This is a genomic window from Endozoicomonas sp. ONNA1 (genome assembly GCF_024606325.1).
Taxonomy (GTDB): Bacteria; Pseudomonadota; Gammaproteobacteria; order Pseudomonadales; family Endozoicomonadaceae; genus Endozoicomonas_A.
Map to the genome: position 1 here is coordinate 1 of NZ_JAHHPN010000416.1, position 11,736 is coordinate 11,736.

Sequence of the window (11,736 nt, forward strand, 5' to 3'; positions counted from 1 at the left end):
TCGATGCTTCAGGAAGAAGTAATCGTCACACCATTTCTTGTAACGGGGGTAGACCTCTTCACCAAAGGGCTCACAAGCTGATCGGGCCACCTGATGCCAGTGTGTACAGTCCTCTTCGAAACCGTAATAGGGCGTCAGATCATAACCGCCACCAAACCACCAGACCGGATCGGCCCCTTCTTTTTCGGCAATCAACAGACGAACATTGGCATGAGACGTTGGCACAAATGGGTTCCTGGGATGAATCACCAGGGAGACTCCCATGGCCTGAAAGCTCCGACCTTCCAGCTCGGGTCTTTTCGCTGTGGCGGAAGGTGGCAGTTTATCGCCCTTCACATAAGAGAAGTTCACTCCCCCTTTTTCAAACAGCGAGCCGCCTTCAATAACCCGTGCACGACCACCGCCGCCACCGTGGTAATCCCAGGTTTCCTCACGGAAAACAGTGCCAGAGTCTTCTTTTTCCAGAGCATTACAAATAGCGTCCTGCAGTGACAACAGGTATTGCCTGACTCGGTCTACCTGTTCATGGCTGTCTACAGGCTCATGGCTGTCCAGCGATTCGCTGCTGTTTTCTGGACTGGTGGTTTTTCCAGTACGGGCATCGGTCACCATAATACTCCCTGAGCTGGCTGGATAAAAAAGAGACGCAGTTTAACAGAGCCGATATTAACCAGCCCGGACCAGTTGTCCTGTCTGAAGATCACGAATTTCAGAGGGTTCGGTCTGTGGACCCGTTTCACCGGAAACAATCAGAGATACCTGCTGCCCCATCTGTTCCTGAACATGTTGCTCTGTCATTAAAGGAGGTTCTCCTGCCCGATTGGCAGAAGTAGATACCAGCGGCTGCCCGGCCTGTTCACAGAGCTTTACAACCAACGGGTGAGCACTCACCCTGACAGCCACCGTATCAAATTTTCCACGAACCCAGTCCGGTGTCCACTGATCAGGATCAGGCAGCAGCCAAGTATAAGGACCCGGCCAACAGGCTGATAAGGTTTCAAGCTGCGCTTCAGTCAGGTTAGAAAGCAGGGGGGCAAACTGCTGTTGAGAGGAGGCGACCAGTATCAACCCTTTTTCAACAGGGCGATGCTTGATGGCCAGCACTTTGTAGACAGCTTCCCGATTCCAGGGGTCACACCCGAGCCCCCAGACCGCCTCCGTAGGGTAGGCTATGACGCCGCCCTGTTCGATAACAGCCTGAATTTTAGACATAGCGTTTTATCAACTTGATCAGCGAGTAGCAGAGTTTAGCAAGGCTGTCTAAACGCTGCTAGCTGATCAGGATTGACTCAAGCTTGTGTCGATGACTTCCGGACAAATTCATGCAGCGCAGGATAGGCTGCCTGATCGAGCCATTGCGCGAGATCAGAGAGTTTGTTTTGCACACTGCCAGAGCTATCACCACAAACATTGATGTGGCCCATCTTACGGCCAGAACGTTTTACTTTGCCGTACCAATGTACATGAACGCCCGCCATCGCCATCACCGCTTCAGGAAGCCTGTCTTCACCCAATATGTTGATCATGGTGGTTTCTCGGATCAGTCGGGTGCTGCCCAGAGGCATTGCACAGATAGCGCGAAGATGGTTTTCGAACTGACAGGTTTCAGAACCTTGCTGAGTCCAGTGCCCGGAGTTGTGCACTCTTGGCGCGATTTCATTGACCAGCAGGGAACCACTCACATCAAAAAACTCCAGTGCCAGCACTCCGACATAGCCAAGACTCTCAGCGACAGCAGTGAACATCTGCTTTGCCTGTTCCTGCAATGCCTGATCAGTGATGGCTGTAGAAAGACTCAGTACTCCGTTGGTATGAACATTCTCGGCCAGAGGGTAGACAGCAACCGTTCCGTTTGCACTTCGGGCACCGACCAGTGAGACTTCACGAACAAAGGGGACAAACTCTTCAGCAACAATCGCCTGATGATCAGTAGCTGCAATGCATTCGGCCATTTCTGCCCAGATGGTATCAGCCTGATCAAGCTCTTTTAACCGCCACTGCCCTTTACCGTCGTAGCCGCCCAAAGCACTCTTGAGAACCATAGGCACACCCACATGCTCAATCGCTTTGTGGAAGTCTTCATAAGTCTGAATGACAAAGTATCGGGCATTTTTAACACCGGCATCGTCCAGTCTTTTTTTCTCGATACGCCGGTCGCCACCTGCCTTGATGGCTTCTGTAGAAGGCAGAAATTTGCCGCTTTTCTCACAGACAGCCAGAATATCGAGGGGAATGTGTTCAAATTCTGCGGTAATGACATCAGCCTGTCTGATAGCGGATGCCAAGTCATTACCGGTGGTCATTTGAGTCAGCGGGTGAACCACTGTTTCGCTGTTGACATCATAAGCACTTATTTGAATGTTCAGCGGTGCGCCAGCCAATGACATCATTCGCGCCAGCTGGCCTGCCCCCAGCACTAAAACATGCATCAGATTAATCCTCAGCCGGATTGGGATTAGCCAGAACCGTGTCCGTTTGTTCTTTACGGAAAGCTTCTATCTTAGCCATGACCGCTTCATTGTGCGTACCAATGATTTGAGCAGCCAGAATACCCGCATTGGCGGCACCTGCCTCGCCAATGGCCAAAGTTCCTACGGCAATCCCCTTGGGCATCTGTGCGATAGACAGTAATGAATCTATACCTTTCAGTGCTTTGGACTGAACGGGGACTCCCAGAACAGGCAGGCTAGTGAAAGCGGCTGCCATGCCGGGCAGGTGAGCCGCGCCGCCTGCGCCTGCAATGATGACTTTGAGGCCCCGCTCTTTAGCGCCTGTGGCATAGTCAGCCAACAGCTGGGGAGTCCGGTGCGCTGAAACCACTCTGGTTTCATAACGGACTCCAAACCGGTCCAGCATGTCCGCTGCCAGTTTCATCGTTGGCCAGTCTGACCTGGACCCCATGATAATGCCGACTTCCATCTCAAACTCCTGTAAGCCGTGTAATGGTCGGTGGATGATTCGGGGTAGATTATAAGAAGACTTGTACGTTTGAGCGAATAGGCATTAAAAAATCTTGCAATAAAATCTGAATCACAGGGAAAACGATCATTTTTTATTCAGTGTGAGACTCAGGCCCACACTAATGAGCATAAGCATCCCCAACGTGAATCGGGTTCTACAAACTAATACCATAGGGATGAAACCTGTTCATGGTTTCATTTCGCTGTGCTGCTGGCAAACCAGCCTTGATGCGTTTCCGGACTTTGCCGGTCCACAGTCTAGTCGGTGATGTTCGTCTTACAGACCCCACTTTTCTAGTTAATGACCGTGAAGATTCTGATCTTTGTGCCTGTTATGAAGTTTGGCTTGTAGTGCAAAATTGGAACACAAAAATTTTTTTAACACAGTGCGCTGCAAGGTTTAAAATAAGCATCTTTAAGACTATTTAATTCAGGGGTAGTAATGGAACCGTACAAGCAGTAGTTTGGCAAGGATTACCCACTGGGCATCCGTATTCCGGTCTACTTCAAAGACCAGTCGTACCGTAACGATACCGGCCCTTCCTTCGTGTACGTGCAGGGGCACAAAATTCTGAAAATCTGCGTGCTTCCCGAAGACCCTCGACACCGGGAAATTGACGACAGCCTGCGTTACTCTCTGATGGAAATGAAAACGTCACAAGATGATGATTATCAGGAGTTTGTAGACGTGCGATTTGAGGCAGAGTCGCCAGAAGAGTTTGAACAGGTCATTTTTGATGAGCCAAAACTGAAGCAGTGGTTAGTAGGTTAGGCGTAGCTGCTTGAAAACAAGTTCCGCTTTGCCTGCAAACATTAATTTGTCTTATAGAAATACAAGGAATTTTTTTGAGTAAGAAGTTGTTCTTGATTCTGGGTAACGGATTCACCATAGATTTCCTGAAACATATTGGTCGATTTGATGATATAGACGTAATAAATTTGTTTCGAAGAGGCACCGAGGTTCCTTGGCCAGCAACAGGAATGCCGGGCTTCCTGTCTTTTAAACACTGTCCGAACTTATGGAACCTAGGGGCCAGACCAAACATGAGTGCCAGGGACGCAATGGATCTGATCGAGGACATTATCACGTGCGTAAACGTCTATGCATCAAAGAAGAAGCCTGATGAGGTTGGCCTAGGTGACCGACCTAACGATATCTATATCCACGCCTACAAGGAATTCATCCAATATATTAAGCACTTGTTTGTTTTTTATAACAAACAAGTGCCAGAAATACCGGACTCAGCTCAGAGCTGGCCTTGGCTTGAGTTTATAAGGCATGCCAGTCAGTCAGATAGCTATAGCGAAATAGTGGTCGTCACATACAATTACGACGTATGGCTAGAGCGCCTTCTAGACCGATTCAAGATACCCTACAAAGTTGGGCTTGTGGGTGACAGAGTGGAAAATGCAAGGATAAAAATACTCAAGCCTCATGGCTCAATTAGTTTTCTTCATGAGAGCAAATCTGCCAGAGACTCTTATGGAATAAAGTACGACCGTGAGCTTCAGGATGGTTCGACAGAGGAATTTTCGGTTGCTTATGATGGCCTGGATGATAATCACCTTATTACAGCCCTGATTCCCCCAGCAGGTGACTCAGAGCGTTTTCGTCACACGTGGTCTTTTCCTATTAGAGCTGAAGCAAAGCTCAAGGCTGATAGGCTAGACAAGGATGACGAAATGATTATTTGTGGCTTGTCTTACTGGCACGTAGACAGGTCTGAGCTTGACGAGCTGTTTACGGGCTGTGACCCCTTACTCGACGTGACCATGATAAACCCTAACCCTCAAAGAACAATCAATGCTGTTCTGACAAGTATATTCAGTAATTTTGTTACATATTCCAGTTCTGAGACTCTCAAGGAGAAGATGAAATGTCAGTCAGCCTGATGCGAGAAACGAACACGATCACGGTGGCTAACTTCTGGGAGAGCTACTTACTGAACAAATATAATTTTGCCCCTGCTTACCAAAGGGACAGTGTTTGGAGCGACGAAAAACAGTCATTTTTCATTGATAGCTTGCTTAAAAACTTTCCCATTCCGCCTATTTTTTTACATCAAAAAATAGACGATGATACAGGTAAAACAAAATATGATGTCATCGACGGCAAGCAGCGTTTGACCTCTATAGTTCGGTTTTTAAAAAATGAAATACCGGCATCAGATGAGTTTGAAAACACACCTTTTCATGATGAAAAAATAGCCGGGGTGTACTTTAGGGATTTAGATGAAAAGAATTTGACTGATTATAAAAAACGGTTTTGGAGGTATGTTATTCCCATTGAATATATAGATACTTCAGATAAAGAAGTAATAGATAATATATTCGACAGACTAAACCGTAACGGGGAGCCATTGAAGGGACAAGAGTTGAGAAGGTCAAAGTATCATGGAAGCCAGCTTCTTGACCTTATCGAAAGGGTTTCTGAAATCCCATTTTGGAGAGAGCGACTGGAAGGTACAGATGTCGCCAGGATGGAGCATTACGAATTTATTTCGGAAATAATGTTTCAGCAAATTGAGGGGAAGCCATTGCATGCGAACCAGAATATATTGGATGAGCTTTATGAGAAGTACAGTAAAGAAACTCTAGACTGGAGTTACATCAAAGCCAGGTTTTCACTTGTTACTGACTTTATGAAATCTTTGGATATTGAGTATCAAAAGTTCAATGTCGGAGGCGTTTCACATCTTTATGGCATCTGGTGTCTGTCAGACTTTTGTGAAAGAGAAGGCATAAAACCTCATTGCATTAAGGGAAAACTTACTGAATTCTATACAAAACTTCGCTCCCGAGACTCTGACAATGAAAATGTCGAAGCCTACAGCAAAAGTATGTCTTCCAGAACCAAGGATAAAGGGCAGCGGCAGCGTAGAGTGAAGGCGCTGAAAAATTATCTCGAGTTGGAGTGATTTTTTTCATACAGTTGAACTTGGTATAATTGCCGTTTTGAACATTAAACAGGTTTTTTGATGAAAACGATTGAAATGTGTGCTGGTGCCGGCGGTCAGGCCATAGGTTTGCACGTGGCAGGTTTTTCTCATGCAGCCCTCATTGAGATCGATCATCATGCCAGTCAGACTTTGCGCCTCAATAATCAGGCTCATGGCTTGGGGTGGGACAATATCATTGAGAGTGACCTAAAGCACTTTGCAGAACATGAAGCTGAAGACTACCAGGGGCAAATTGATCTGGTTGCAGGGGGAGTGCCATGCCCTCCATTCAGCAAAGCCGGTATGCAGCTTGGTAGCAATGATGAACGTGATCTTTTCCCCACGGCGCTGGAGATTCTTCAGAAGGTTCAACCTAAAGCCGTGATGCTGGAAAATGTTCCAGGGCTTCTGGAAGATAAGTTCAAAGATTACCGAGATGAAATATCTAATACGCTCTTTGAGATGGGTTATCTCTCTGATTGGAAGCTGCATCAGGCCAGTGATTTTGGTGTGCCCCAGTTAAGACCCAGAGTTATCCTGGTGGCAATGAAGCCTGATTACTTTAAGCATTTTCACTGGCCTCAACCTCTGAATACGCGACCTAAAACTGTAGGTGAAGCTCTTTGTGATCTCATGTCATCGAATGGTTGGGAAGGCGTTGATAAATGGAAAAAGAGGGCTGATAAAATAGCTCCGACACTTGTAGGTGGATCTAAAAAACATGGAGGACCCGATCTGGGGCCTACCAGAGCCAAACGACAGTGGCAAGAGCTTGGTGTAAATGCTCACCGAGTTGCAAATGATGATGAGATTCCAGGAGAAGGTTTCATAGGCGTTCTCAAAAGAGATGGAACGATCCAGCCTGGTTGCGAAGGGATGCCGTTGCTGAATATTCGAATGGCTGCAAGAATTCAGGGTTTTCCTGACTATTGGGAGTTTTTTGGTGGAAAGACCCATGCCTATCGACAGGTCGGCAATGCATTTCCCGCACCTGTTGCAGAGGCTGTAGGTAGACAAATCAGGAAGGCACTTCTGCAGAAAGCACCGGTTCGTAAGTTGGCGTCATCACATCGAGCCTTTGAAACAATGGATATGTTTAGGGATCAGGATCTCACTGCACGGGCAGGCTGATCATTAACAAGCATTTGCATGAGCGATACCACCCAATCATGTCGGCTTACTGGTCAGAAATTCTTCACGATAAGCTTCTACAGCTATTCTGATAGCCTCTTCTCGACTGATGGATTTAGTCTCGCTGATACTGTCAATAACCTTCAGTACTGGCTCACTGAGGTTCAAAATAAAAGGTACACCATGTTTTTCAGGGAAAGCCCATGAACAGGTCTAACAGTTCAGGTGGCAACCTTCGCAAGCTCTCCTCTTCCCAACATTGCAGTTGTTACACATAGGCTGCCAGTTTCTAAATCATTAGTTCCTCCGCGGGAAAGAGGTACTTTGTGGTCTGCTTGTAAACCTCTGACACCCGCTTCGGTTTGTGTAGCGCAGGTTGCACAGGTATTTTCAGCTTCAGTAAAAAGACGATCTTTTTGCGCTTTTGTGAGATATTTTCGCGCTTGTGGAGCAGTCAGAGTGTCTGATCTAAAACGCCAGGCATGGCCTTCAAATTCTTCCTGATAAGCAGATTCCAGGTCACAACCCAACGCATCTCTTAACTCTCTGGTTCGACGATCAAAGTACTTCTGACTTGTCAGTTCAAGCAGTTCAGCGGAAGATACCCAAGGCTTAGGAAATGGATTGCTATCTTGTCCCCATAAACGCTTCAAGATGGTCTGCTTTACATTACTCAACTTCTTCTTGTTGATGGGAAGCTTCTGATAATACTCTTCGAACGTCATAGATATTTCATTTCTTGTACGAAAGTTTGTGGTATATCGTACCAGAAGTGAAAGATTTAAATTATTAGTGAATGTCATTGTCTGTGCGGCTTGGATTGGCGAGTTATAACCCGATGGCTTGCGGAATGGCGCACTCCCGCATAGGGATGCCCCTGCTTTACGACCTGCCGAAATTACGACATACCGCAAAGCCCATGCAGGTTGAGGCTATTATTGACCGATATGAAGCAAGAGCTGGCGAGGAAGTGAGATAATTACCCCACTCGGATATAACCACCAGGCACCGACTCAATAAAACCCTCCAGCTCCATCTCAGTCAGAATGACAGAAACTTCGTCAAACGAGAGCCCTGATATCTGGCAAATCAGATCCACACTGATGGCTTCAGCGCTCATAATTTCCAGAATGACTCTCTGAACCCCTGATAAATCAGAGTTGATCGGTTCTGGCTCAGAGGTGGATACCACATAAGCTCTCAGATAGCTCTGTAACTCGACCAGGATATCCTCAGCCGATTCAACCAGAACAGCTCCTTCCTTTATGAGCTTATGACAACCACGACTGAGAGGATTTAAAACAGAACCCGGTACAGCAAACACTTCTCGTCCCTGCTCAGCAGCCAGTCTGGCCGAAATCAATGAACCGCTGTTAAGCGCTGCTTCTACCACCAGAACACCGACAGACAAACCACTGATGATGCGATTTCTTCTTGGAAAATGTCCGGGTTTAGGTGTCGTCCCCAGAGGAAACTCACTCACAATTGCGCCCTGCATGGCTATAGCCTGATAAAGGTCGCCATGACTCCTTGGATAAACCACATCCACCCCGGTTCCCAGAACCGCTATGGTACTGCCATAACTGCCCAATGCTCCCTGATGAGCGGCTGCATCAATTCCCAGCGCCATGCCGCTGGTAATCACCAGTCCCTTTCGAGACAAATCCATGGCCATCTCCTGAGCCAATCGACGAGCCTGAGGGGTCGGCCTGCGGCTTCCGACAATGGCCACTTGGGGCTCATTCAACAGATCGAGATTACCCATCACGTAAAGCAAGGGAGGAGGGTCACTTAACTCCTTGAGAGCAGCAGGGTATTGAGGCGATTGCAGGGTAATAATGTGATGAGCCTGACTGGATTCCAGCCAGAGTCGACAATGGTTCAGACGCTCAGTAATATCTGGTGTCTCAGGATTTCCCGATAATTGCGCCGCCAGTTTTTCCGGCAGCCCCATCCTCAATGACTGATAAGAGGCTGACAAAACAGCGCTTGCAGAACCAAACTCCCGGACCAGGGCATTGAGGCGAACCGCACCCAGTCCGGGCTGAAATGAAAGCAGCAGCCATTGTTTTAACTGCTGCCAGCTGGAGTCATGTTGTTGAATCATCGCACCTCAGGGGCTTTTCAGAGTATCGCCTACACCTATTTCTTCATAGGCCGTCAGCACAATACCATAGCTCACTTTTTCAAAAGGGCGATAAATCATGATCATGCCGGCTTTCTCAGGAGGCAAATTGACCATTTCACCACTGATCTGATCTTTAACCTCCGTATTCTTGTAGGCGTTGAATATATCGCCCTGACGCAAACCTTCCCGGATACCCCGGTTAATAATGACGCTGTTGAACTGACCCACTTTTTTTACACCATCAACAACAGAGACAATTTTGCCTTCTAACGGCGCATCAGGTGCCCTGGGAAAAAAGGTGGTTTGGAGGCTAAAGGTGTCTGCCGGCACTACCTTATCACCCGGCCTCACCTCCTGAAGACTTGTCTGGATGTTCAGGCTGGCAATGCCATTGTCTACTTTTTGCAGGGAGGCACCTGCTATTTCATGGCCGATAATACCCAGTACTTCACCACTGTCAGGATCCCTCAAAACGCCTCCGGCCCTAAGAATGTCGAGATTCTTGTCCAGTGAATCTATGTGTCCCCGGGCATAAACCTTGTCTCCCGCACCGGTAATGATCCGTTCCTGTCTGGAAGCAAATATATAAGGAGCACCGTCTAACGCCAGTTTAGAGGTAAATACCCGGCTGCTCTTGAGAAAGGCATCGATTGCGCTGAGTGGGATAGCAGGAATAGCCGCTTCAGCAGGCAGTGTTCTCACTTTCGGGCTAAGTTTGACAGTTCTGCCACTCTCGCCACGACGGACAACCGTCAGCCTCGGGCGACCATCGATGTAGACAAGGCTCACCAGGTCTCCGGGGAAAATCAGATGGGGGTTATGTATCTGGGGGTTTGCGTGCCAGATTTCAGGCCACAGCCAGGGACTTTTCAGAAAACGGTTGGAGATTTCCCAGAGCGTGTCCCCTTTTTTTACCAGATAATCCTGGGGAGAATCTGACTTGATCGGATTCTCGTAAGCTATCCCTGCTGACGACAGGCAGAGCAGAAGAATGCCCAGTACTGTGCTTCTCATTGGTTCACGATCCCTTGCACTTGTTGTTGGTTTTATCCCGGCAGTTTACCAACGGGTCCTGTCATCGGGCAATCAAACGCTTCAATACGAAGAGAATCTGCCCACTGAATTGTGACTTATCCTTTTTATTTCGCTGGCCCCATAGCCGATAAAACAACAGATCGGAGACAAGACTGAATCACTATTGTTCTCGACCGGCAACGGTCTTTCTGTACTTCAGAACAAATCAGAAAACTATCCAAACCAGTGATTTTTGCCTACATTAGGATGGCTGGAAAGCAGCCGGGAAGATGAAGACACCCGTTAAAGCAGCCAGCAAAGTTATATATTTTCCTGGTCAGTATTATCATCGTTGCCATCAGCGTCGGTCATTTCCTGATCGGCAATGAATCTCTTTAATGGTGGAGCAGTAGGAAGTTGGGCAATTTGCTCTTCAAATTTAACCCGCTTTCTTATTGCCAGCTTTGACAGATCTTGTAGCGAAAGAGTGGTATTAGAGCCTTTGATATAGTTGACAGAGATTGCTGTGCTTGTCCGAACAACGGACACAGCCAGGAAAACAGTTTTATGCTTTAGCCCCGAAAATGCGTCTCCCAGATATTTCCCGCCGATTTTGAAGCCTATAACTCCTGCATTCATATCAATTATACAGCTTATCTTTTCGGGCACATCAAATGATCCATTTGATTTATCTTCGGGGTAATTGCCTATAATTTGACCATTATGAAGCAGTTCCTTGCTTTTTATATCCCAGCCCCATGATGACTCTGTGCCGCCAAGAAGATTTCTGTAACCTATTCCTTGATTAGGGGATCCTTCCAGTGCGACCCCAATCACCGGATGAGTACCTCGCATTCCGGTCGGCCATTCAATATCCAGAATATGAATGCCTTTTGAAAAGCCGGTATCCGACATGGCAGTATCTATTCCTTTACCGGGGTTATTACGTTCTAATTTTGTTGGGTCATCTTCGTAGATGTTAATATTGCTGCTGCTTTTGGCTTTATCCCAAATGGTGCGTGCGGAGAGAGCAGTATAATCCTCACTTTCCAAGGCTTTTAAAGATAGAGATGTATAGGTACACTCAGGCAATCGGACCATTTGGTCGACTTTCCTTCCTGCCCAGTAACTATAAAAGCAGGAAGTTAGAGAAGGTATTGATAAATACGACAGGTAATGTGAAATATGGCTTGTTAGATTCATAATTACATCCTTGTTAATTACTCAATATCTATATTTATTTCGACAACTTTAAATTAAAAAAGTTCTTTTTTCTGACCCGATCTTCACCACTCCATAGGTAACTTTCCGGGTTTGAACGATTAAAAATCAACTTCAAACAGCCGGTCCTCGCCAACAGTCATACACTTGTCCCTGCCTGCCATTGTCTGACTGACTGCCAGACAATGGCAAGACCATGGAAATCATACTCCGATGCTGCGCTCTTCTTAAGCCCACGACCATCTAGCAGCCTGTCGGACTTAAGCGTCCGTAGTGAGGATTGCAAGAAATTTTTAGACCAATTTATTGCAACCGCAGTAGGACAGCCTTAAGTCCGACAGGC

Annotated in this window: 14 protein-coding genes; 5 read left to right on the forward strand and 9 right to left on the reverse strand. The window is 47.1% G+C overall.

Annotated elements, in window-relative coordinates; all coding sequences use genetic code 11:
- The 4 genes from KDK19_RS09365 to purE all read right to left on the reverse strand — a co-directional run.
- A partial coding sequence (locus KDK19_RS09365) for a coproporphyrinogen III oxidase (RefSeq protein ID WP_257291815.1) occupies window positions 1-612 on the reverse strand: 612 nt, incomplete at its 3' end.
- Window positions 613-666: 54 nt separating this feature from the next.
- Window positions 667-1,212 (reverse strand): L-threonylcarbamoyladenylate synthase, encoded by a 546-nt coding sequence (locus KDK19_RS09370; protein ID WP_257281600.1) that lies wholly within the window; start codon window positions 1,210-1,212, stop codon window positions 667-669.
- Between the two features lie 77 nt (window positions 1,213-1,289).
- Window positions 1,290-2,429: a 5-(carboxyamino)imidazole ribonucleotide synthase gene (locus tag KDK19_RS09375; protein ID WP_257291816.1), complete on the reverse strand. Its 1,140-nt coding sequence runs from the start codon at window positions 2,427-2,429 to the stop codon at window positions 1,290-1,292.
- Window positions 2,430-2,433: 4 nt separating this feature from the next.
- Window positions 2,434-2,919 (reverse strand): 5-(carboxyamino)imidazole ribonucleotide mutase, encoded by a 486-nt coding sequence (purE, locus tag KDK19_RS09380; protein ID WP_257255483.1) that lies wholly within the window; start codon window positions 2,917-2,919, stop codon window positions 2,434-2,436.
- 588 nt (window positions 2,920-3,507) lie between these two features.
- On the opposite strand from purE, the gene KDK19_RS09385 reads away from it, so the two are divergent.
- From KDK19_RS09385 to KDK19_RS09400, 4 genes are all read left to right on the forward strand, one after another.
- Window positions 3,508-3,732 (forward strand): hypothetical protein, encoded by a 225-nt coding sequence (locus KDK19_RS09385; RefSeq protein ID WP_257253742.1) that lies wholly within the window; start codon window positions 3,508-3,510, stop codon window positions 3,730-3,732.
- Between the two features lie 74 nt (window positions 3,733-3,806).
- Window positions 3,807-4,853 carry an SIR2 family protein gene (locus tag KDK19_RS09390; RefSeq protein WP_257281599.1) on the forward strand — a complete coding sequence of 349 codons (1,047 nt, stop codon included), beginning with the start codon at window positions 3,807-3,809 and terminating at the stop codon, window positions 4,851-4,853.
- Window positions 4,838-5,878, forward strand: coding sequence for a DUF262 domain-containing protein (locus KDK19_RS09395; protein WP_257281598.1), 1,041 nt, complete (start codon window positions 4,838-4,840; stop codon window positions 5,876-5,878). The genes KDK19_RS09390 and KDK19_RS09395 overlap by 16 nt, the downstream gene beginning before the upstream one ends.
- 60 nt (window positions 5,879-5,938) lie before the next feature.
- Window positions 5,939-7,030, forward strand: a complete 1,092-nt coding sequence (locus KDK19_RS09400; protein ID WP_257254288.1) for a DNA cytosine methyltransferase — start codon at window positions 5,939-5,941, stop codon at window positions 7,028-7,030.
- A gap of 36 nt (window positions 7,031-7,066) precedes the next feature.
- Here KDK19_RS09400 and KDK19_RS09405 read toward each other — a convergent pair whose 3' ends face one another.
- Both KDK19_RS09405 and KDK19_RS09410 read right to left on the reverse strand, forming a co-directional pair.
- Window positions 7,067-7,198 (reverse strand): hypothetical protein, encoded by a 132-nt coding sequence (locus tag KDK19_RS09405; RefSeq protein WP_257291817.1) that lies wholly within the window; start codon window positions 7,196-7,198, stop codon window positions 7,067-7,069.
- 53 nt (window positions 7,199-7,251) lie between these two features.
- Complete coding sequence (locus KDK19_RS09410; protein WP_257254289.1) at window positions 7,252-7,833, reverse strand: HNH endonuclease; 582 nt, start codon at window positions 7,831-7,833, stop codon at window positions 7,252-7,254.
- 47 nt (window positions 7,834-7,880) lie between these two features.
- Here KDK19_RS09410 and KDK19_RS09415 point away from each other — a divergent pair, with 47 nt between their 5' ends.
- Window positions 7,881-8,009 carry a hypothetical protein gene (locus KDK19_RS09415; RefSeq protein WP_257254290.1) on the forward strand — a complete coding sequence of 43 codons (129 nt, stop codon included), beginning with the start codon at window positions 7,881-7,883 and terminating at the stop codon, window positions 8,007-8,009.
- On the opposite strand, the gene dprA is transcribed toward KDK19_RS09415, so the two are convergent.
- The 3 genes from dprA to KDK19_RS09430 all read right to left on the reverse strand — a co-directional run bounded on the left by dprA (window position 8,010) and on the right by KDK19_RS09430 (window position 11,375).
- On the reverse strand, window positions 8,010-9,137 hold the full coding sequence (gene dprA / locus KDK19_RS09420; protein WP_257275701.1) for a DNA-processing protein DprA: 1,128 nt from the start codon (window positions 9,135-9,137) through the stop codon (window positions 8,010-8,012). It lies immediately after the preceding gene.
- A gap of 6 nt (window positions 9,138-9,143) precedes the next feature.
- Window positions 9,144-10,172, reverse strand: a complete 1,029-nt coding sequence (locus KDK19_RS09425; protein ID WP_257291818.1) for a LysM peptidoglycan-binding domain-containing protein — start codon at window positions 10,170-10,172, stop codon at window positions 9,144-9,146.
- A 321-nt stretch (window positions 10,173-10,493) separates the two neighbouring features.
- Window positions 10,494-11,375 (reverse strand): SPRY domain-containing protein, encoded by an 882-nt coding sequence (locus KDK19_RS09430; RefSeq protein ID WP_257253710.1) that lies wholly within the window; start codon window positions 11,373-11,375, stop codon window positions 10,494-10,496.
- Window positions 11,376-11,736 lie beyond the last annotated feature (361 nt).

Bases quoted from the DNA above. Each gene is read 5' to 3' on its own strand.
- KDK19_RS09370 (WP_257281600.1), bottom strand. From the start codon at position 1,212: ATGTCTAAAATTCAGGCTGTTATCGAACAGGGCGGCGTCATAGCCTAC.
- KDK19_RS09375 (WP_257291816.1), bottom strand. From the start codon at position 2,429: ATGCATGTTTTAGTGCTGGGGGCAGGCCAGCTGGCGCGAATGATGTCA.
- purE (WP_257255483.1), bottom strand. From the start codon at position 2,919: ATGGAAGTCGGCATTATCATGGGGTCCAGGTCAGACTGGCCAACGATG.
- KDK19_RS09395 (WP_257281598.1), top strand. From the start codon at position 4,838: ATGTCAGTCAGCCTGATGCGAGAAACGAACACGATCACGGTGGCTAAC.
- KDK19_RS09400 (WP_257254288.1), top strand. From the start codon at position 5,939: ATGAAAACGATTGAAATGTGTGCTGGTGCCGGCGGTCAGGCCATAGGT.
- KDK19_RS09410 (WP_257254289.1), bottom strand. From the start codon at position 7,833: ATGACATTCACTAATAATTTAAATCTTTCACTTCTGGTACGATATACC.
- KDK19_RS09415 (WP_257254290.1), top strand. From the start codon at position 7,881: ATGGCGCACTCCCGCATAGGGATGCCCCTGCTTTACGACCTGCCGAAA.
- dprA (WP_257275701.1), bottom strand. From the start codon at position 9,137: ATGATTCAACAACATGACTCCAGCTGGCAGCAGTTAAAACAATGGCTG.
- KDK19_RS09425 (WP_257291818.1), bottom strand. From the start codon at position 10,172: ATGAGAAGCACAGTACTGGGCATTCTTCTGCTCTGCCTGTCGTCAGCA.
- KDK19_RS09430 (WP_257253710.1), bottom strand. From the start codon at position 11,375: ATGAATCTAACAAGCCATATTTCACATTACCTGTCGTATTTATCAATA.